Here is a 20,712-nt window from a genome sequence, read left to right as displayed (position 1 = left end):
CAGGTTTCGGCGGAGGCCGGAACATGGAAAATTCGCAAGTGTATAGACACTTGCATCGCTTGCCACTTTGTGAAACCCCGAAAATCAGCGTCAATCACAAGGCTGTTGACATGTGGACTACAAAATGTTATTATAAGTATGGACTACAAGTTGTTGTTAAAGGAGGGCGAAAGAGAAAATGATTGGACAGGTATCGGATTCCGAATTGGAATTGATGAAAATTATCTGGGCCGAGGGCGGCAAGGCCCTGTATGCCCGGATAATGGACGCACTGGCGGAAACGGGCAACCACTGGCAGAAAAACACGGTGATTACTTTGCTTTCCCGTCTGGTAGAAAAAGGGCTGCTGAAAACCAACAAGATAGGACGACGCAACGAATATACGGCTATCGTAACCGAAGCGGACTATCAAGCGGCACAAACAAAAACCTTACTTGATAAGCTCTATGAGGGCAACGCAAAGGGGCTTGTATCTACGCTGATACAAAGGGAAATGCTCACCGCCACGGACTACGAGGACTTGAAAAAGTTTTGGGAAGGTGGAGGTGAGGATAGATGAACGAGATACTGAAAATTGTCTTGTCGCTCTCCCTTTCTGGGTCGCTGTTAATTCTTGTTCTTCTTCTCTGCAAGCCCCTAATCAGGAACAGGATTAGCAAGCGTTGGCAGTATTATATCTGGCTGGTGGTAATCGCCCGTCTGCTTTTGCCGTTTACGCCGGAGGCAAGTCCCGTCGGCACTCTGTTTCAGCAAGTAGACCGTGTGATTGTGCAGACGGACACCACTCCCGGACAAAATATAGCGCCCGCCCCGCAATCGGGAGATGATACGGCGGTTAAGAATGATACTGCTCCGAAAAATGGGGAAACGGAAGCCACACCGACACTACAAAGTTTTTTTACAGTTCTTATACAAAATCTTTGGCTTGTTTGGCTGGTAGTGGCGCTCATTCTGATTATACGGAAAATTACAATCTATCAAGGTTTTATAAAATATATCAGGGCTGGACGCGCGGAGGTTTCCGACACGGCGATTTTAGACCGATTGGCGCTGATTGGAGAGCAAGCAGGAGTTAAAAGGCCAGTAGAAATATACACAAACAGCCTCATTTCCTCGCCGCTGTTGCTTGGCTTTTTCCGGCCCTGTATCGTGCTCCCCTCCACCAATCTAGCGCCCGCCGATTTTGAACATACCACTCTGCATGAGCTAACGCATTACAAGCGGCGGGATATGTTTTATAAGTGGCTGGTTCAGCTTGTTATCTGCCTGCACTGGTTTAACCCGATTGTCTATGCGATGGGGCGGGAAGTGGGCCGGGCGTGTGAGCTTGCCTGTGATGAAGCAGTTATCAAGGCGCTTGACCCACAAGGACGGCGTGCCTATGGCGATACTCTGCTGAACGCGATTGGAGCCGGAGGGGGCTACAAAGATTTCCTTGCCTCTGTAACACTCAATGAAAGTAAGGAACTGCTGAAAGAGAGGTTAGACGCAATTATGAAATATAAGAGAACATCAAAAATAATGCTAACTGTCACGCTCGCTATTACGCTCCTAATGGTGACAGGTGCAACGGCCATAGGTGCCTATGCAAAGACGCAAATGCCGCCAGAACCTATTGGCAATACCGAAAAGCCCAATACACCGAGCAATATAGAAGCCCCAACAATTACGACAACGCCAGTTTCTGCATTAGAGGATTTAGAAGCAAATAACGTAAAGGCTATCACGCTAACAGTAGATAGTTGCGGGATTGAACTGGTTAAATCAGACAGTGGAAAGTTTACGTTTGACTATTTGGGTATTACTGACACAACAAAGTTCAAAGTCAATTATACAATGGAGACTGATAATGTTTTACAAATAGCTGTTGACGGAACAGCGGCCCGGGCCACCGCTGGGCAATATTATATTGATGAAAGCGGCCCGGACTATTCCAATGTAGTTCAAATTGGTATACCAGATAAAGAGTATGAAAACATTACCATGATACTTGATGGAGCCCCCGTGTCTCTACCAGATTTCAATGCTGCGATAAATATAGAAGCTGATGATAGCTCAATTTCACTTTCCGATATGGAAATATCCAACGGGATATATAATATAAACAATCTTTCTGGAAGTGTATCTATCATATCAACTGCCATTTCCAGTGACATTTCAATAACGAGTGACGGAGAATGTGAACTGATATTCAATCAAATGCCACAAAATCTTGAATTGGATGTATCTGCCTGCCGTGGTGAAATTGTGTTACCTGCTGGATGGACTAAAACATATAGTTTGGGTAGTGGAGAACCAACAGTAAAAATCAGCAATCATGGATATACGGAAATTAGTATAAACGAGTAATTTTTAAAAAAGAGAATATACGCTTCGGGCCAAGTTGAACTGCTCCCCGTCAAGTAGACACTGAAATAATTTACGGTTTATTCATGTTGCCATGCAAAAGCCATCCGCTCTCCGGAGGTAACCCAAGACGGTTCGTGCAGGTCCAATTATGCCGCTCTATACAGTTCGTGCTTTTCCAGCGGCGTGAGAACGCCCAGGCCGCGCTGGGGACGCCTGAAATTATAATAGGCCATGTACTCCTCAATCATCCGGGTCAGCTCTTCCCGGCTGGTAAAACGCCTGCCGTAATAACGCTCACGCTTAAGGATTCCCCAAAAGCCTTCCATGGGGCCATTATCAATGCACTTGCCAATACGCGACATGCTCTGAACCATGCCTGCCTCCGCCAGCTTATTGTGGAACACCTGCGTTGTGTATTGGATTCCCCTGTCGCTGTGAAAGAGCGGATACGCCCCTGGGTTCTTCGCAATTGCCTGGTCAAAAGTATCATACACCAATGCGCAGTCGTTAGCGTCCCCAATGACAAAGGCTACAATCCTTCTGTCGCAGAAATTCAATATGGCACTGAGGTAAATCTTGTGCAGCACCGGACATGCGGCGTCCGGGGTATTTGCTCTGCCGTACGCTTCCCCCGCCGGTCCTCCAGCCCTGCCAGACCCATTTCCCGGTATTTTTTCACCCAGGTACGGACCAACTGAGTGCTCAAGTTATAGGAATTGGCAATCTCTGAAAAGCTTTTTCCATTCTCCAGATGCTCTTTCACGACTTGTACCCGTTCCTCTAATGTGTATCTGTTCTTCGCCATAACATCTCCTCCTGTTTCTTTTCTGTTATGACGATGATACTCCTTAACCCAATCTAATACCAAGTTTCCTGAGCGAAGTTTATACTTTTCTGCGATGGTCAGGGAGCTACCCTTGCCGGATAGATATTCCTCAGCCACTTTTCGTCTGGTCTGTTTGTCGTACCTTCGCTTATCCTTGTTTCCATCCTGACGGAGCCCCTCGATCCCTTCCGCCCGGTAACGGCTGATCCAGCTTTGCATCGTTGAAGATCCTATTCCGGCCCGACGGGCTGCTTCCCGGCCTTTGATTCGACCCTCTATGTATTCCTTTACCAGAAACACTTTTTCTTCTAAATCCATCTCTATTCGCTTTCCCATAGTTGCTCCCTTGTTTTGTTTTTCATTGTCTCTCTTATAGGGAGCATATCATGTTGGCCCGAAGCATGGGAATTGTCCTCCTTCCCGCCTCACAACGGAAAACACCACCCGTAGTCTCTACTTGGGCGGCGCTTGTCCGGTAAAGTGATAAGCTCGTATTTTATTTTTGCTGTTACAATGGATATATAGCCGTTTTCTTATTATGGTCGGTCCGGTCGGTCCGGTAACACCATCAGCACCAGTGGGCCCGGTAGGCCCAGTAGGCCCGGTAACGCCGTCAGCACCAGTGGGCCCGGTAGGCCCGGTAACGCCATTAGCGCCAGTGGGCCCGGTAGGCCCGGTAACACCGTCAGCACCAGTGGGCCCGGTAGGTCCGGTAACACCGTCAGCGCCAGTGGGTCCGGTAGGCCCGGTAACACCATTGGCACCAGTAGCGCCAGTGGGTCCAGTCGCTCCAGTAACGCCGTCAGCACCAGTGGGCCCGGTAGGCCCGGTAACACCGGCAGCTCCAGTCGGTCCAGCAGGCCCGGTAACGCCAGTGGCTCCAGTAGCCCCAGTAGCCCCATTTACCCCTGCGGGAATGATAAAATCCAGCACATGGTCAGGGCTGCCGGTCACATCCACAACTGCGGCGGATGATCCAGGTGTACCTGTGGTGGTATTGCGAATTGTAATCGTTTCTGCAACTCCGGTTGGTCCGGATGTTCCGGCAGGGCCAGTAGATCCGGTCGGCCCAATAGGTCCGGTCGGCCCAGTCGGCCCAGTTGGTCCTATGGGTCCCTGGACCCCAGTGGCGCCTGCCGGTATGGTGAACAGAAGCTGTGCCCCGTTGGGGGTAAAGGTTTCATCTACAGCTGCCTGTGAGCCAGGCTCGCCTGTGACGGTTCCTGCTACAGTGATGACAGGGCTGGCTCCTGTTGTGCCGGTTGCCCCGGTAGGCCCTCGGAGACCCTGTAGACCCTGTACACCGGTAGCGCCGGTAGCGCCTGTCGCTCCTCTGGCGCCGGCAGGTCCCTGGATACCCTGCGGTCCCTGGATTCCCTGTATACCGGTAACACCGGTTGGCCCCTGGATACCCTGCAGTCCCTGAAGTCCTGTGGCTCCGGTAGCGCCGCGTGGTCCGGCAGGTCCCTGGACGCCTTGCAGTCCCTGAGGTCCGGCCGGCCCGGTTGCCCCGATATATCCCTGTGGTCCCCTGGCTCCTGTGGCCCCGGTCGGTCCAACATATCCCTGCGGTCCCATGGCGCCAGTGGGGCCGGTTGGTCCCTGTACTCCAGGGCATCCCCGCGGTCCCATGGGTCCCGCAGGCCCGGTTGGTCCCATGGGTCCGGTGGGCCCTCTTCTAGGGCATCCGCATCCTAAATCCGGGGGAGGACAGGGAATAGGAGGAAACCCGCCTCCGCAGCCTGGCCGGCGCTGGCCCATGTTCATGGATTCTCCGCGGCCGTCCATATCGCCGTCATTATATTGATTCATTCCATTTGGAAAATTAAAATACATAGCAACATCTCCTTGTTTACTGTTTGGGAGGCACTGCCTCCGCTATTTGTTTCAATATCCGTTCAAAATATGCCTGGTTCAGCTTTACTGCCTCGCTGTCCGGCTTGAATTTCTGTGATTTCTGGTGATAATAGTATGCCCGTTTATGGTCACCCAGCCTGTCATGGCATACGCACAGCTGGATGGAAGGAAGGTACCCATAGCAGTCTTTCTGGACAAAGGCCCCGGATTGTTCATCCGGATCCAAAGAGAGGGCCTGTTCGTACCAGTAAACTGCTTCTGATAGTTTCCCGGTGTCCATTTTTAGTTTTCCAAGCTCACAGCAGGCTTCCCCGCGGGGCTTGTCATAGGCAAAACTTTCAGTCAGGGCCTTCATGGCGTCTTCTTGCCTGCCCAGTTTTTCATGACAGTAGGCCAGATGCAGACAGGCATCAATCTTATTCTCAATCCATGCTTCCGGCTCTTTCAAAAAGCCCTCCAGCGCCTGGATGGCATCCTCATAGCACCCATGGTAGTAGAGTTCCCTGGCATAGTAGAACTGATGCCTGGGTTCCAGCGCTTCCCCGTCCTTAAGCATGGCCTCATAAATCCTGAGGTTGCGGTCTTTGTCCCCTTCTCCCTCCTTTTTATGCCGGATTTCAATATCCGTGTATATAATCTGCCCCGTTGGGGTAACGGCCTCATGGACACGTCCCCGCCAGGTGAAACCATGATGATTTTTTAAAAGCCTTTCCCTGTAGTAGGAAAATGTTGTCCTGCCCTTGGAATCAAAGCCAGTGGCATACTTCATCATTACCACATCCGTGGATGGATCCAGTTCTTCCTTCAGTTTTATAAGCTTCCTTACTGTTTCAGGGCTGACGGTATCATCTGCATCCAGCCACATCCAGTAATCCATGACAGCCTTTTCGCAGGCAGCATTCCTGGCAGCGGCAAAATCATCCTTCCAGGGATAATCATAGACCTCTTGTGTATAACGTCTGGCAATCTCCCTGGTCCTGTCCGTGGAGCCGGTGTCCATAATGATAATCTGGTCTGCGGCCAGGGACATGGGTTTCAGGATACGTTCCAGCACTGCCTCTTCATTTTTCACAATCATGCATAGACTTAATGTAATCAAGCGGTAATCCCCCTGCGTCAAACTGTTTTAGGGGCCGGGGCCATGGGGCTTGCCGGCTTATTAGTACTATATGAAAATAGAACAAGTTTGGTGTATGCGGCACCAGCGCTGTCCAGGGGCAGTATTTAAATTCATTTCCGTCCTCTGTCTTATGGCAGGAATCCGGACAAAATAAGGTGCAGGGCAAAATAAGACCCAGGAAAAATAAGACCCAAGGTCTGGAAATGAGATTCAAATTATCATGGTTTTGTGATATGATGAAGTGAGAATAATTCAAAGGAGGAGTTTCTTATGGGAAGAAAGCGGGAATGGGTCATCACGCTGGGGCTGTCCCTGGCCGTTGCTGCATCCATATCCATGGTAAGCCTGGCAAAAGAGGAGCGTGAGAAGGTCGGCACCATTGAACTGTCGTTTTCTTATGATATCCAGGCAGGAGAGTCCGGAGGCGATGTGGATGTCACTCTGGGCAGCGGCAACTGCTCCGTTGAGAGTGTGGATATTGTTAATGAAAAGGATTTCTGGGTGGGCGGGGACAAGCCGAAGGTGGAGGTGTGGCTGTCTGCTGATTCCGATTATTACTTTGCAAAGTCAGGCAAGAGTGCATTTTCCTTCAGCGGGGACAAGGTGAAGTATGTGACAAGCTCCACCAAGTCTGACAAGTCTGAGATGGTGCTTACCGTTACCCTGGAAAAGCTGGACGAGGATGATGAGGACCTGGATGTCAGCGGGCTTACCTGGGATGAGTACAACGGCATTGCACACTGGGACCATAACAGCCTGGCTAAGAACTACAAGGTGCGTCTGTGCCGCTATGGCAATAATTCCACAACCTCGGATGACGGGATTGGAAACGTGTATACGGTGAAGGAGAACAGCTTTGATTTTTCAGGCAGGTTCCCCAGGACCGGAACCTATTACTTTAAGGTAAGGGCCGTTGACAGCCGCAGCAATGCTGGGGACTGGCAGGAATCCACCTATATGGATGTGACGGAGGAAGACCTTGCCAGGCTGAACGGACAGTGGATGCGGGATGACAGGGGATGGTGGTATGTGAATCCGGACGGAAGCTATACGAAGGATGGCTGGCAGTCTATCCGCGGGAAGTGGTACTTTTTTGACGGGGAAGGCTATATGAAGACCGGCTGGATCCAGTGGAATGATAAGTTTTATTACTGCGATGACAGCGGGGCCATGCTGGCGGGCACGGTCACGCCGGACGGATATACGGTAGGTGCGGACGGGGCGCGGCTCAATTAAGATTTTCATACATAAAATGCTAAAAAATGGCTATCCTTATATCATTGAGAGATTGATATGAGGAGGTCATTTTTTATGTTGAATGAGTTGGAGATAGAGGCGGTCACGGGCCGTGAGATACTGGATTCCAGAGGGAATCCGACCGTGGAGGTGGAGGTCTGCCTTACGGGCGGGGCAAGCGGACGCGCTGCCGTTCCGTCAGGCGCGTCCACTGGTAAGTTTGAGGCCGTGGAATTAAGGGACGGCGGGGAGCGCTATAATGGGCAGGGTGTGAAAAAGGCAGTGGAGCATGTGAATTCAGTGCTCAGCGAGGCAGTGCTTTTTGAAAGCGTCCTGGACCAGAGGTATATTGACCATCTGCTGATAGAGGCGGACGGGACTGAGAATAAGGCAAAGCTGGGAGCCAACGCAATCCTTGGGGTGTCCATGGCAGTGGCCAGGGCAGCGGCCAATGGGCTTCATATGCCTTTATACAGGTACCTGGGCGGGATCCACGCCTCAAAGCTTCCCATCCCCATGATGAACATCCTAAACGGAGGAAAGCACGCGGACAATACGGTGGACCTTCAGGAATTCATGATCATGCCATACGGCGCATGCTGCTTTTCAGAAGGATTAAGGATGTGTGCGGAGGTATACCATACCCTGAAAAAGCTTTTAAAGGAAGACGGATACAGCACGGGTGTGGGCGATGAAGGCGGTTTTGCCCCTGACCTTAAGAACTCAGAGGAGGTGCTGGAGTATCTTGTAAAGGCCATGGAGAAGAACGGCCTGAAGCCTGGTTCAGATATGAAGATTGCCATTGATGCGGCGTCCAGTGAGCTTTACGATGAAGCCACCGGCCTGTACCTGTTCCCGGGCGAGAGCCGGATGGCGGGCAGACAGGTGCAGCGCAGCGCCGGGGAGATGGTGGAATATTACAGGGGGCTGGTGGACCGTTTCCCCATCTGCTCCATTGAGGACGGACTTGAGGAAGAAGACTGGGATGGTTGGAAAATGCTCACAGAACAGCTGGGAAACCGCATCCAGCTGGTGGGGGACGATCTGTTCGTGACCAACACGAAACGGCTGAAAAAGGGCATTGACCTGGAGGCGGGCAATGCAATCCTTGTAAAGGTCAACCAGATCGGCACGCTGACGGAAAGCTTTGAAGCCATTGAGATGGCAAAGCGGGCCGGATTCGGGACCATTATCTCCCACCGCTCCGGTGAAACAGAGGATTCCATCATTGCCGATATCGCGGTAGCTGTGAACGCGGGACAGATTAAGACAGGGGCGCCCTGCCGCTCAGACCGTGTGGCTAAATACAACCAGCTGCTCCGCATTGAGGAGAACCTCAACCTGTCTGCTGAATAAATACGGATATGCAGCATCCGGCTGTCCTTTCCCGGGACAGCCGGGTATATGCTGTTTATTTTCAGCTACTTCAACAGTAAATCTTGACAACCCCCCATTTTTATGTATGATGAAATAAGGCAATATTGAAATATAAATAATGCAGTAAGGATGGGAGATAAGGGAATGAAAGAACTGTTAATGATGGAACCGGTATTTAAGGAAGCAATCTGGGGCGGAAGCCGCCTGAAGGAAGTGTATGGCTATGATATCCCAAGCGGGCACACAGGGGAGTGCTGGGCTATCAGCGCACACAGAAGCGGTGATTGCAGGGTGTCATCCGGTACATATGCGGGACATACCTTAAGTTCATTATGGAGGGAGCATAAGGAACTGTTTGGGACCGTGGCTGATTCCTGCGGGGAATTCCCGCTGCTGGTGAAGATCATCGATGCAAGGGATGATTTAAGCATCCAGGTCCACCCGGACAATGCATATGCGGCGGAACATGAGAACGGTTCCCTTGGGAAGATGGAATGCTGGTATATCCTGGACTGTGATGAGGACGGGACCATTGTCATCGGCCACCATGCAAAGGATAAGGAAGAACTGAGGTCCATGATTGAACAGGGCAGGTGGACGGAGTTCATCCGGGAGGTACCCATTAAGAAAGGTGATTTCTTCCAGATTAACCCCGGGTGCGTCCATGCAATCAAGGGAGGGACTTTAATCCTGGAGACACAGCAGAGCAGTGACATTACATACCGGGTCTATGACTATGACAGGCTTTCTGAGGGCAGGCCAAGGCAGCTGCATGTGCAGCAGAGCATTGACGTGATAGAAGCGCCCTTTGTGCAGCGTGAGGATGAGCAGCCAGTGCTTGTGAAGGAAACGGACAACGGTAAGAAGTACCACCTGATTACCTGCTGCTATTATACCGCTGACAAGGTGGATATGGCAGGTGAGTGGGAGGAGGACTTCGGGGACAGGTTTGCCAATGTGAGCATCCTGGAAGGCGAAGGCACGGTGGACGGCACCGCAGTGAAAAAGGGATGCCATTTCATTGTACCTGCCGGATACGGGACCGTCAGGTTCCAGGGGAATCTGTCCTTTATCACATCCCAGGCCATGTAGCCTTGGGGAAGACGGCCGATTGGCTGTCACACACTATTTCCATATATCAGTGACACGGCATGAAAGGGCATAAAAGCTGTGTAAAAATGGGAAAACAGGTTGTTTTTTCGGACAAAGTGTGATAAGATATCTGTGTTTGACTATAAGAAAATGAAGAGGTGCAGGCGGATGTCAGTTATACAGGTTATATTATCAATCATATATGTAATCCTTGGTGTTGCCATATCAATCGTTATCCTGATGCAGGAAGGTAAGTCCAACGGACTTGGAAGTGCAATCGGCGGTATCTCCACAGACAGTTACTGGAGCAAGAACAGAGGCCGTTCCATGGAGGGCGCCCTGGAGCATTTTACAAGATACGGCGCGATTGTATTTATGATTATTACCATTATCCTGAATATTCTTCTGAAGATTGCGGGATAATAAGAGAAAAGAAGTGAACGTGACCAAAACACCCTTGTATTCATATAAGGGTGTTTTATTTCTTTAGGCGGAAAAGAGGGTATATGGAAAAAGAATTATTGGAACAGCGCAAGCAGATATTGACGGAATTAATGGATGACAAGGCCTATGTGCCCATGAAGGCCAAGGAACTGGCCATCCTTTTGAACATTCCCAAATCACAGAGGGAGGATCTGATGGAGGTCCTTAATGCCCTGGTGGCAGAAGGCAGGATTGGTGTTTCCAAGAAAGGGAAATATGGAAAGGCTGAGACATTTTCCGTAAACGGTATATTTTCCGGGCATCCCAAGGGCTTTGGGTTTGTGACAGTGGAGGGGATGGAACAGGATGTGTTCATACCGGAGGATAAGACAGGGGCAGCCCTTCATGGGGACCGGGTGCAGATTGTGGTGGAACATGACAGCAGGATGTCCGGCAGCCGTTCCGGCATGGGTTCGGGCGGACGCAGGGCAGAGGGCGCTGTCATCCGGGTCCTGGAACATGCCAACCAGGAGATAGTGGGCTATTACCAGAAGAATAAGAACTTTGGTTTTGTCATACCGGACAACCAGAAGCTGGCAAAGGATATCTTCATCCCCCAGGGCTGCGATATGGGAGCAGTGACCGGACACAAGGTGGTTGTGAAGATTACGGACTTTGGCAGTGAGAAACATAAGCCGGAGGGGCGTGTCACGGAAATCATCGGACATGTCAACGACCCGGGCACGGATATCCTGTCCATTGTCAGGGCCTATGGGCTGCCTGAGGCATTTCCCCAGGAGGTGATGGAGGAGATAGAGGACATCCCGGAGGATGTGACGGTTCCAGGCCAGCCGGTGATACCGGGCCAGCCAGATATTCCAGGCCAGCCGGATGTTCCAGGCCAGCCGGATGTTCCGGCCCAGCCAGGCATTCCAGGCCAGCCGGCAAAGCCGGGCAGCCCTTATGGCATCAGTGACCTTTCGTCCCACGATGGATGGGGCGGGGAGCTTTCGGGACGCCTTGACCTGCGGGGGCTTCAGACCGTGACCATTGACGGCGAGGATGCCAAGGATCTGGATGACGCGGTGACCATATGCAGGGACAATCAGGGACATTATATCCTGGGGGTCCATATTGCGGATGTGAGCCATTATGTGAAGGAAGGAAGCCCCCTTGACCGGGAGGCGTTCAAGCGTAGCACCAGCGTCTATCTGGTGGACCGGGTCATACCCATGCTGCCGCACAAGCTGTCCAACGGCATATGTTCCCTGAACGCAGGCACGGACCGGCTGGCCTTAAGCTGCATCATGGAGGTGGATGGTCAGGGTACCGTGCTGGACCACCGGATTGCCGAGACAGTGATCCATGTGGACCGGCGCATGACCTATACCGCGGTCAATGCCATTGTGACGGACCGGGATGAGGCTGTGATGGCGGAATATGAGGATTTCGTCCCCATGTTTGACTGCATGAAGGAGCTGGCGGATATTCTCAGGGAGAGCCGCAGGAAGCGGGGAGCCATTGACTTTGATTTCCCGGAGAGCAAGATTGTTCTGGATGGACAGGGAAAGCCCCTGGAGATTAAGCCCTATGAGCGCAACGCGGCCACCAGGATCATCGAGGATTTCATGCTGTTAGCCAATGAAACCGTGGCCGAGGATTATTACTGGCAGTCCATCCCGTTCCTTTACAGGAGCCATGACAACCCGGATCCGGAAAAGATGAAACAGCTGGGGACATTCATCAACAATTTTGGCTACTTCATTAAGATGCAGCACGGGGAAATCCACCCCAAGGAGCTTCAGAAGCTGCTGGATAAGATAGAAGGCACGCCGGAGGAGGCGCTGCTCTCCAGACTGACCCTGCGTTCCATGAAACAGGCAAAGTACACCACCCAGTGTTCCGGGCATTTTGGCCTGGCTACCAGGTACTATACACATTTCACCTCTCCTATCAGGCGCTATCCTGACCTTCAGATCCACAGGATCATCAAGGAGACGCTGAAGGGAGGATTAAGCGATAAGAGGGCAGGACATTATGAGAAAATCCTGCCGGAAGTGGCGGTGCAGACCTCTGCCCTGGAACGCAGGGCGGATGAAGCGGAGCGGGAGACGGATAAACTGAAGAAATGCGAATACATGTCACGGTTCATCGGACAGGATTTTGACGGAGCCATATCCGGTGTTACCAACTGGGGTCTGTATGTGGAGCTTCCCAACACCGTGGAGGGCCTGGTGCGCATGAGCGACCTGGATGACGATTATTATATATTTGATGAACAGCACTATGAACTCATAGGGGAGATGACGAAAAAGACCTATAAGCTGGGACAGCCCATAAGGGTGACCGTGTCCTCCACGGACAGGCTTTTAAGAACCGTTGACTTAATCCTGGCAAAGGACTGGGAGAAGCATACGGCGGACGAGAAAGGGGAATAGACGCATGGGGAAGGAAAGTATTAAGCTGGTAGCCAATAATAAGAAGGCATACTATGATTATTTCATTGATGAGAAATACGAGGCCGGAATCGAACTTTTCGGCACCGAGGTAAAGTCCATCCGTATGGGCAAATGCAGCGTCAAGGAAGCGTTTGTCAAGATTGACAAGGGAGAGGTGTATGTCTGCGGCATGCACATCAGCCCCTATGAGAAGGGCAATATATTCAATAAGGACCCGCTGCGTACCCGAAGGCTCCTGCTTCACAAGTATGAGATCATGAAGCTGGGCGGCAAGATTGCGCAGAAGGGTTATACCCTGGTTCCCCTTCAGGTGTATTTTAAGGGAAGCCTGGTTAAGGTTCAGATTGGGCTGGCCCGCGGTAAAAAGCTTTATGACAAGAGGGCGGATATTGCCAAGAAGGACCAGAGAAGGGAACTGGAAAAGGATTTTAAGGTGAAAAACCTTTATTAGGACAGGGACGGCAAAACATGAAGGAATATCTGGATTTCATAAAGGAAGTGGAAGGGCTTAAATCCACGCTGAGGACAGCATGGACTGTTTCAGGACGCCAGGAGAGCACGGCAGAGCACTCCTGGCGCCTGGCCCTTGGCGCGGCAGTGCTCTGCCATGAATTTCCTGAACTTGACAGGGAAAAGGTGATGCTCATGTGCCTGGTCCATGACCTTGGGGAACTGTACAGCGGGGATGTTTCCGCGGCGCTCCGGCCGGATGCAGGGAAAAAGCATGACCAGGAACAGAGGGATGTGGCAAAAGCGGTTGCCGGCCTTCCAGGGGCCTGCGCAGAGGAAATCATTAGCCTGTGTGAGGAGTATAACCAGGCAAGGACGCCGGAAGCCAGGTTCGTAAAGGCCATGGACAAGGCGGAAACCATCCTGCAGCACAGCCAGGGAGAGAATCCGCCGGATTTTGACTATGGCTTTAACCTTTCTTACGGAAAGGAATATTACGGGCTGGACGGCAGGCTGACAAAGCTTCGGGAGCTGGTTGACAAGGAGACAAGGGAACGGATGAAGGAACCCTAAGGATGTTATGGATCCGTTTTCCGGACGGTTTTGGATAAGAAAAAAGCAAGCATCATCTGCTTGCTTTTCTTATGACCTGACCGGGAATCGAACCCGGGTTTACGCCGTGAGAGGGCGTCGTCTTAGCCGCTTGACCATCAGGCCTTAGGTTGTCTGCTGTACTCATCAGCGACAGCTTGTTTATAATACCATAGAGTTTTTAATTTGTCCAGTATTTTTTGAAAAAAATTAAAAAATTATCTGATGGAGTTTTCCAACGGAATTATCCGATGGAATTTACCAATCCTGGAAAGTGAAAAGACCAGTCGGGGAACTGGTCTTTTCAGGAGAAGGTATTTCGTTTCTTATGGGGTGTAGCAAAAACTATATAATGTATTGGGGGGGTTTACGTTAATTATAATAGCATAGGTGATAAAAAAAGTGTGCACAAAGATTTACTATTTCAAAAAAAGTTTATATGCATTATTACAGTGACATGGGAAATGTGCCAGCCGTATACTCATTTTCCGACATTTATATGTGAGACTTACCGGAAGTGTCTGGTAAGCCTCATCATTTTCAACGTAGTGTATCCTGCTGTTCATTTCCATAATCTATATATACTGGGCATCAGGACCTGCAAAGTAACATCGGGATATGCCTCAAGTGGCCTGGCACAGCACGATGATGCGTCCAGGGGCTGTCTGCGGGGGAATGCTTCTTGTGGTGGCCGTGTAATAAACCAGAAGGTAATGGTTGGCAGGCGAACACAGGTAGGCCTGGCCGTTCATGGTGGAAATAATGGTGGACTGGTACAGGTTCAGCCTTAAGGAATTATCAATGGCAGTAAGGCTGTCATCAAAGTAACCGATGGCCACATCCTCTTCAGGCCGCAGCACTGCAATCAGGTCAGCGCGGTACTGGGGCGGATAGATGAGGGGAACAGGCTGGGTGCTGTCATAGAAAGCAGCGATGCGCATTCCCGGGAACAGGCGCATGGTATCCACAACAAAGGTATCATGGGTCATGATGATATTAATCTGCTGTCCGTCCACGCTGAGGGTGACGAACTGGCTGCAGCAGTCATCATTATAAGCGGTAATGTCGGTGATGGTCCCCATGACAGGGGTAAGATGTTCGTAATTCATAAGGAAAAATCCTTTTTTGTTTATCATATGCTGATACGGGGGAAAGGGGCACTGGTGCATCCGGGAAAAGAATCGGAAAAGCCGTAGATAAAGGAGGAGGCCGGTAAATCATCTTTACCGGCCGAGTATTATGAAAAAAAGTTTTATTAGCATTAACTCTTTACAATATTTAGTATATCGGTAAAATATGAGGAGAATTTTATCATTCTGTAACAAAATTATGAACAGAGTGTAAGGAGTTTGTGAATAAGGGAAATTCATCGCAGGAACAGGAGGATAGGGCCATGGAGCTGGGGATTACCATACCTTTACAGAAGCATTTGAATATAAGGAACCTGGAATACGGGACGGAACAGAAGCTGTTTTACTGCTGGGAGGTCCACCGTATCCGTCTGCAGGCAGAAGATACCCTGGTTGCGGTCAATGCCAGCAACCGTGCAGCCGTGGTCCTGTGCGGCATGGATGCTGCCGGGTGGAGGGATTTTACAGCGCTGTTTGTGGAAGGCGTGAGGATGATGTTGGAAGCAGAGGGGTATTCCGGGCTTCAGATACAGGAATATCTGGACAAGGCCGGGCCAGTCACCCTGACAAGGACCCATGGGCGCCGGCCAGTGGCCAGTCTGAACCGGATGGATGATTATCTGTGGAGCCTTCCGGCCCTCATCAGTAAAGACCGGCTCTTCCAGCCCATACACTGTCTGGAGGCAAACCGCCAGATCTGCAAAATGGGTGGACATGAGGGAAACCGTCTGCCGTTCCAGTGCCTGGAAATGGACATGAAGCAGTAAAAAACATGACATTTATCATAAATATGTACATATGGCATTGTAAATTGTAATCAATGTGATAGACTTAGAATATATAATAAAATACATAAAGGAAGGAGCAGAAACATGAAATTTTATATTTGCAGTCATTGCGGCAATATTATTGCGTACGTAAAGAGCAGCGGGGTACCGGTCATGTGCTGCGGTGAAAAGATGCAGGAGCTGGTTGCCAACACAACGGATGCAGCCGTTGAAAAGCATGTTCCGGTGGTTACGGTGGACGGACAGAAGGTTACGGTTACCGTTGGGGCGGCAGAGCATCCCATGACACCTGAGCACTATATCCAGTGGATTGCCCTTGCCACCACACAGGGCAACCAGAGAAAGGAACTGAAGCCGGGCCAGAAGCCCCAGGCAGAATTCATGGTCTGTCAGGGCGACGGGGTTGAGGCAGTTTATGCATACTGTAATCTTCACGGCCTTTGGAAAGCATAGGCCGATAGGCACGGTACAGAAGACCAGGTTCTTTTACCCGTAGGCGTAAGCGGGCAGTGAAGGCCGGGACGGAGCAGAGGTTTCCGCCCCGGCCTTCCGCTTTGTGTGTTCCCGGCACAGAGAACCCGGCGTTCTGTCCGTCCTTTGCCCTGACCTGTGGATACAGTATCCCGGTCATTCCCATGCATACCCATGCACTCCTCCTCCCCTTTGGGACAATCCTGGAATTCCTGCGTATTATATACCATAGCAGAAAGGAGATGTGATCATAGTATGAAGATATGTTTAGACGCAGGCCATTATGGAAGATATAATCAAAGCCCGGCAGACAAGCGTTATTATGAGTCGGAAATCGTATGGAAGCTGCATCTGCTTCAGAAAAAATACCTGGAAGCCTATGGAATCGAGGTAATCACTACCAGGGAAGACAAGGACACGGACAGAGGTTTATATGACAGGGGAGCTACCTCCAGGGGATGCGACCTGTTTATATCGGACCATACCAATGCAGTGGGGGACTCTGTTAACAATACAGTGGATTATCCTGCGGCATACTGCGCCATTAACGGGAGTGCGGATGGAATCGGGATGGCCCTGGCACAGTGTGTGGAGACGGTCATCGGAACAGGCCAGCCTGCGCGCATTGAACACCGCAGGGGAAGCAATGGCGATTACTATGGCGTACTGCGCGGGGCAACGGCCGTGGGGACGCCGGGGCTGATCCTGGAGAATTCCTTCCATACCAATGGTGAGGTTGTGAAGTGGCTGTTAAATGATGCCAACCTTGAACGTCTGGCCAGCGCCCAGGCCGATACCATTGCCCTGTATTACGGCATAACAGAACCGGTTAAGAAATCAGGCTGGGTGGAAGAAAACGGGGGATGGAGGTTCTATCTGGGCAATACCGGGGACTATGTGGCCAATGACTGGTATAAGGATGGGGATTACTGGTATTGGTTTGACGCTGCAGGCATGATGGTGCACAATGACTGGAAGACAGGCTCGGATGGAAAATGGTATTACCTTCAGGGAAATGGAGCCATGGCAAAGGACCAGTGGGTTATCTGGAAACATGAACTCTACCGCCTGAAAGAGGACGGAAGCATGTTTGAGGGCTGCGTATGCCTTGAGACAGATGAAAAGGGGGCACTTAAGTTCCCGGATATGGGAACCATCACTGAATGTGGGAAAATAGAAGGATAGAGGAGGGGATTTTTATTGTCCGGCGTTAAGGGATGGAGTATAATAGAAGGAGAAGATGCCTTCCATTGACCTGATTATCATCGGGATGGAAGAAAAGGGGGATACAGCATGGTACTAAAATGTTTCTCATTGCCGGATGAAACCACCACACTGACATTTTATCCATGTAATGCAGATATCGGGCCGGAGGGCTGGTATGATACGTGCGCAGATACACTGACCGTGTTCCGGACAGATTATGTGAAGCTGCTGCTTCCCTATCTGGAGCATGTGCGTCCAGGGTTTGATGCCTGTCAGGATAACCGGATGGACAGGGACCAGTGGAACAGCCTGATTCAGGAGATGGAACGCGACATGGGTAATATACGGTTTGATGATACGGCGTTTGATTTCTACATTGGATTTGCAGGATGGATTACAAAGGCATTAAGTGAGTATGAGGTCATTGTTGTGGGAAGGTGCCGGTGATGCTTGGTAGAGGATTCTTTGATTTAATTTGTAAATACGGATAAATCCGGCATATGGGCCGCAAAACTGTTTCCGGTTTTGCGGCCCGTCCGGCGGATTCAGTTGTACGTCATGCAGTATTCATACGATGGAGTTGAACGCTTCCTCCAGGTCCTCCAGGATATCGTCAATGTGTTCGGTACCGATGGACAGACGGATGGTTCCCGGCCGGATACCCTGTTCCAGAAGCTCGGCCTCATTTAACTGGGAGTGTGTGGTGGAAGCAGGATGGATGACCAGGGACTTCACGTCAGCCACATTGGCCAGCAGGGAAAACAGCTCCAGGCTGTCGATGAATTTCCTGGCCTGCCCAGCGCCGCCCTTGATTTCAAAGGTGAAGATGGAGCCGCCTCCATTGGGGAAATACTTCCGGTACAGCGCCTGCTGTCCGGGATCCTGGCTCACGGCCGGATGATGGACTGCTTCCACCAGGGGATGGTTTTTCAGGTAATCAACCACTTCCAGTGCATTTTCCACATGGCGTTCAACCCTGAGGGACAGGGTTTCCAGCCCCTGGAGGAACATGAATCCGTGGAAGGGGGAGAGGGTTGCGCCTGTGTCCCTTAAAAGGATGGCCCTGATGCGGGTGACAAATGCAGCGGCGCCCACATCCTGCGCAAAGCGGATGCCGTGGTAGCTTGCATTGAGCTGCGTAAGCCCGGGGAATTTCCCGGAAGCAACCCAGTCAAAGTGTCCTCCGTCCACAATCACCCCGCCTACCGTGGTTCCATGTCCGCCTATGAATTTGGTGGCTGAATGGACCACGATATCAGCGCCATACTCAATGGGGCGGACCAGATAAGGGGTTGCGAAGGTGTTGTCAATCACCAGCGGGATCTGGTGGCGGTGTGCAATGTCCGCAATGGATTCTATATCCGCAATGTCCGAGTTGGGATTGCCAAGGGTTTCTATGAAGATGGCTTTTGTATTGTCTTTGACAGCCTCCTCCAATGCCTTCAGATTGGCCGGATCCACAAATGTGGTTTCCACCCCGTATTCGGGAAATGTATGTGCCAGATAATTATAGGTGCCGCCATAGATATGGCTGGATGCCACAATATGGTCGCCGGAGCGGGTCAGGTTCTGGAAGGTATAGGCCAGGGCCGCTGCGCCCGAGGCGGTTGCCAGGGCCGCCACTCCGCCTTCCAGGGCAGCCATCCTGGCCTCAAACACATCTAGGGTAGGATTGGTCAGCCTGCTGTAGATATTGCCTGCATCGCTGAGGTTAAAGCGGGCCTGGGCATGGTCGCAGTCATCAAACACATAGGAAGATGTCTGGTAAATCGGAACCGCCCTGGAACCGGTAGCCGTATCCGGATGTTCCTGTCCTGCATGAAGCTGTGTTGTCTCAAACCTGAACTGTCTGTTCTCTCTTCTAAGTTTTTCTCCCATGATTTATCCTCCATTCCATTCCTACTGTTTCTATAGGTTTAGTTGATAATAGCATGGGAGTTTTTTCCTGTCAAGCGTTTATTGAACGGACTTTATATATTTAAGGAGGGAAACTGGTGGCGGGACCGTGGGAGGCATGATAAAATGGAAATGGAAGGTAAGGGGAATGAGCGGTGATGATATGTGGCATTGAATAAGCAAAGGGGGGTTCTTATGAAGAGGAACAGACTGCAGCTGGCAGTGGTTATTGTCCTGCTGATATCCATTTTCATGAATATTACCTGTTATATGCGCCGTAATGAAATAAAGAGGGAATACCTGGACTCTGCCTATTTGAACCTGTTAAATGTATCCGTCCTTTTAAGCAGCCTTGAATACTATGTCGAAGACAGCGGGACGGAGGAGGACCGTGACCGTGTATACCCCATCTTCGAAGCGCTGGAAGCAGAGGGCCGCCGCCTCGATGATGCCCTGAACGTATTGCAGCGTATATCCGGAAGTGCTGCCCAGGGCGGATATGCAGTATGCCTGGTAGATTTCAGATGGTATATGGGCCAATATGACAGTAAATATAAAACGGTCATCCTATCGCGTTACAAGACTGCGGTGGAGGAGACAATTCAAAGCCTGAGCATTGGCGGAGAGATATTGACGGATGGAAATGGATTCAGAATAAAGAATCCTGACTATTCCATTAGCACAAAAAGGATTGTCCGGCTGCTGACGGATGGATACGGCAGGATGAACAGCGGGGATATGACCCTTAATATTCCGATGAAGGCGGATTAAGGAATGAAAAAGGCAGGATGCAAGGAGGACAATCATGGAGTTTAACGAAAAGCTGCGCCAGCTTAGGATTGGGAAAAATCTAACGCAGGAACAGCTTGCAGAGCAATTATATGTATCACGGACAGCAATTTCAAAATGGGAAGGCGGCAAAGGCTACCCTAACATTGAGTCACTCAAGTGTATTTCCAAATTTTTTTCCATAACCATAGATGAGCTGCTATCGGGTGAAGAACTAATTACCCTTGCAGAAACCGAAAACAACGCGAATGTTAAAAGGATTTATGACATTATCAGCGGAATAGTAGATGTATTGGCAGTTGCGCTTATTGTATTACCAATCTATGGGGAACTTCAAGGCAGCCATTTTTATCATGTAAATCTTCTGTCAATTACTCATTTATCAAATATAGATATTGGAATACATTGGGCTATCTATTTACTTATAATTGGGCTTGGGATTGCCAGACTTGCTTTTATTTCTTTTGATAAAGAGCATTTGTGTGGCATTATCTCAAAAGTTTCTGTGGCAACAGGGGCGGCAGCAATCTGTTTATTTGCTGCCGCAAGAGAACCGTATGTAACCATACTGCTATTTTTGTTTTTTGCAGTAAAGATATTTTTATTGCTACAGCAAAGCAGGAGAAAATAAAAATAGTCATAAATTCCTTAA

Annotated in this window: 21 protein-coding genes and 1 tRNA gene; 15 read left to right on the top strand and 7 right to left on the bottom strand. The window is 50.4% G+C overall.

The window, feature by feature from the left end:
• Positions 1-178 precede the first annotated feature (178 nt).
• Both MCJ35_RS15330 and MCJ35_RS15325 read left to right on the top strand, forming a co-directional pair.
• Entirely contained in the window at positions 179-559 is a 381-nt protein-coding gene (locus MCJ35_RS15330; RefSeq protein WP_008717981.1) for a BlaI/MecI/CopY family transcriptional regulator, read from the top strand.
• Positions 556-2,349 carry a M56 family metallopeptidase gene (locus MCJ35_RS15325; RefSeq protein ID WP_025486486.1) on the top strand — a complete coding sequence of 598 codons (1,794 nt, stop codon included), beginning with the start codon at positions 556-558 and terminating at the stop codon, positions 2,347-2,349. The genes MCJ35_RS15330 and MCJ35_RS15325 overlap by 4 nt, the downstream gene beginning before the upstream one ends.
• A 146-nt stretch (positions 2,350-2,495) precedes the next feature.
• Here MCJ35_RS15325 and MCJ35_RS15320 read toward each other — a convergent pair whose 3' ends face one another.
• The 4 genes from MCJ35_RS15320 to MCJ35_RS15305 form a co-directional block, all read right to left on the bottom strand.
• Positions 2,496-2,936 carry an integrase core domain-containing protein gene (locus MCJ35_RS15320; protein ID WP_025486487.1) on the bottom strand — a complete coding sequence of 147 codons (441 nt, stop codon included), beginning with the start codon at positions 2,934-2,936 and terminating at the stop codon, positions 2,496-2,498.
• Complete coding sequence (locus tag MCJ35_RS15315; protein ID WP_025486488.1) at positions 2,903-3,511, bottom strand: helix-turn-helix domain-containing protein; 609 nt, start codon at positions 3,509-3,511, stop codon at positions 2,903-2,905. Before MCJ35_RS15315 ends, MCJ35_RS15320 begins: the two co-directional genes overlap by 34 nt.
• A 117-nt stretch (positions 3,512-3,628) precedes the next feature.
• On the bottom strand, positions 3,629-5,011 hold the full coding sequence (locus MCJ35_RS31650; protein ID WP_275891636.1) for a collagen-like protein: 1,383 nt from the start codon (positions 5,009-5,011) through the stop codon (positions 3,629-3,631).
• Between the two features lie 16 nt (positions 5,012-5,027).
• Positions 5,028-6,131 carry a glycosyltransferase gene (locus tag MCJ35_RS15305; protein ID WP_025486490.1) on the bottom strand — a complete coding sequence of 368 codons (1,104 nt, stop codon included), beginning with the start codon at positions 6,129-6,131 and terminating at the stop codon, positions 5,028-5,030.
• Between the two features lie 291 nt (positions 6,132-6,422).
• Between MCJ35_RS15305 and MCJ35_RS15300 the strand changes: the two genes are divergently transcribed.
• From MCJ35_RS15300 to MCJ35_RS15270, 7 genes are all read left to right on the top strand, one after another.
• The gene (locus tag MCJ35_RS15300; protein ID WP_025486491.1) at positions 6,423-7,388 is read left to right on the top strand and encodes a hypothetical protein; all 966 of its coding nucleotides are present in this window, start codon (positions 6,423-6,425) and stop codon (positions 7,386-7,388) included.
• 75 nt (positions 7,389-7,463) lie between these two features.
• Positions 7,464-8,744 carry a phosphopyruvate hydratase gene (eno, locus tag MCJ35_RS15295; RefSeq protein ID WP_025486492.1) on the top strand — a complete coding sequence of 427 codons (1,281 nt, stop codon included), beginning with the start codon at positions 7,464-7,466 and terminating at the stop codon, positions 8,742-8,744.
• A 165-nt stretch (positions 8,745-8,909) separates the two neighbouring features.
• A complete protein-coding gene (locus tag MCJ35_RS15290; RefSeq protein ID WP_008717964.1) occupies positions 8,910-9,857 on the top strand; it encodes a type I phosphomannose isomerase catalytic subunit in 948 nt (315 codons plus the stop codon).
• Between the two features lie 168 nt (positions 9,858-10,025).
• A complete protein-coding gene (gene secG / locus MCJ35_RS15285; RefSeq protein WP_008717963.1) occupies positions 10,026-10,280 on the top strand; it encodes a preprotein translocase subunit SecG in 255 nt (84 codons plus the stop codon).
• Between the two features lie 116 nt (positions 10,281-10,396).
• On the top strand, positions 10,397-12,718 hold the full coding sequence (gene rnr, locus MCJ35_RS15280; RefSeq protein WP_240299796.1) for a ribonuclease R: 2,322 nt from the start codon (positions 10,397-10,399) through the stop codon (positions 12,716-12,718).
• Positions 12,719-12,722: 4 nt separating this feature from the next.
• Positions 12,723-13,190, top strand: a complete 468-nt coding sequence (smpB, locus tag MCJ35_RS15275; RefSeq protein ID WP_008717959.1) for an SsrA-binding protein SmpB — start codon at positions 12,723-12,725, stop codon at positions 13,188-13,190.
• Between the two features lie 17 nt (positions 13,191-13,207).
• Entirely contained in the window at positions 13,208-13,762 is a 555-nt protein-coding gene (locus MCJ35_RS15270) for an HD domain-containing protein (protein WP_025486493.1), read from the top strand.
• Positions 13,763-13,834: 72 nt separating this feature from the next.
• Here the strand turns inward: MCJ35_RS15270 and MCJ35_RS15265 are convergent.
• Positions 13,835-13,906: transfer RNA gene (locus tag MCJ35_RS15265), tRNA-Glu, on the bottom strand.
• Positions 13,907-14,403: 497 nt separating this feature from the next.
• Entirely contained in the window at positions 14,404-14,889 is a 486-nt protein-coding gene (locus MCJ35_RS15260; RefSeq protein WP_008717956.1) for a hypothetical protein, read from the bottom strand.
• Positions 14,890-15,173: 284 nt separating this feature from the next.
• Between MCJ35_RS15260 and MCJ35_RS15255 the strand changes: the two genes are divergently transcribed.
• The 4 genes from MCJ35_RS15255 to MCJ35_RS15240 all read left to right on the top strand — a co-directional run bounded on the left by MCJ35_RS15255 (position 15,174) and on the right by MCJ35_RS15240 (position 17,822).
• Positions 15,174-15,677: a DUF6933 domain-containing protein gene (locus tag MCJ35_RS15255; RefSeq protein ID WP_025486494.1), complete on the top strand. Its 504-nt coding sequence runs from the start codon at positions 15,174-15,176 to the stop codon at positions 15,675-15,677.
• A 105-nt stretch (positions 15,678-15,782) separates the two neighbouring features.
• The gene (locus MCJ35_RS15250; RefSeq protein ID WP_008717952.1) at positions 15,783-16,151 is read left to right on the top strand and encodes a desulfoferrodoxin family protein; all 369 of its coding nucleotides are present in this window, start codon (positions 15,783-15,785) and stop codon (positions 16,149-16,151) included.
• 273 nt (positions 16,152-16,424) lie between these two features.
• On the top strand, positions 16,425-17,354 hold the full coding sequence (locus MCJ35_RS15245; protein ID WP_025486496.1) for an N-acetylmuramoyl-L-alanine amidase family protein: 930 nt from the start codon (positions 16,425-16,427) through the stop codon (positions 17,352-17,354).
• Positions 17,355-17,462: 108 nt separating this feature from the next.
• Complete coding sequence (locus tag MCJ35_RS15240; protein WP_025486497.1) at positions 17,463-17,822, top strand: hypothetical protein; 360 nt, start codon at positions 17,463-17,465, stop codon at positions 17,820-17,822.
• A 120-nt stretch (positions 17,823-17,942) separates the two neighbouring features.
• On the opposite strand, the gene MCJ35_RS15235 is transcribed toward MCJ35_RS15240, so the two are convergent.
• Positions 17,943-19,253, bottom strand: a complete 1,311-nt coding sequence (locus MCJ35_RS15235) for an O-acetylhomoserine aminocarboxypropyltransferase/cysteine synthase family protein (RefSeq protein ID WP_025486498.1) — start codon at positions 19,251-19,253, stop codon at positions 17,943-17,945.
• 213 nt (positions 19,254-19,466) lie between these two features.
• Here MCJ35_RS15235 and MCJ35_RS15230 point away from each other — a divergent pair, with 213 nt between their 5' ends.
• Both MCJ35_RS15230 and MCJ35_RS15225 read left to right on the top strand, forming a co-directional pair.
• Entirely contained in the window at positions 19,467-20,042 is a 576-nt protein-coding gene (locus MCJ35_RS15230) for a hypothetical protein (protein WP_025486499.1), read from the top strand.
• A 34-nt stretch (positions 20,043-20,076) separates the two neighbouring features.
• The gene (locus MCJ35_RS15225) at positions 20,077-20,691 is read left to right on the top strand and encodes a helix-turn-helix domain-containing protein (RefSeq protein ID WP_025486500.1); all 615 of its coding nucleotides are present in this window, start codon (positions 20,077-20,079) and stop codon (positions 20,689-20,691) included.
• Positions 20,692-20,712: the final 21 nt, after the last annotated feature.

The sequence above is a fragment of the Enterocloster sp. OA13 genome (genome assembly GCF_022440595.1).
Lineage (GTDB): Bacteria > Bacillota > Clostridia > Lachnospirales > Lachnospiraceae > Enterocloster > Enterocloster hominis.
The sequence above is the reverse complement of the archived record's forward strand: the minus strand, read 5'-3'. Positions and strand labels throughout refer to the sequence as shown.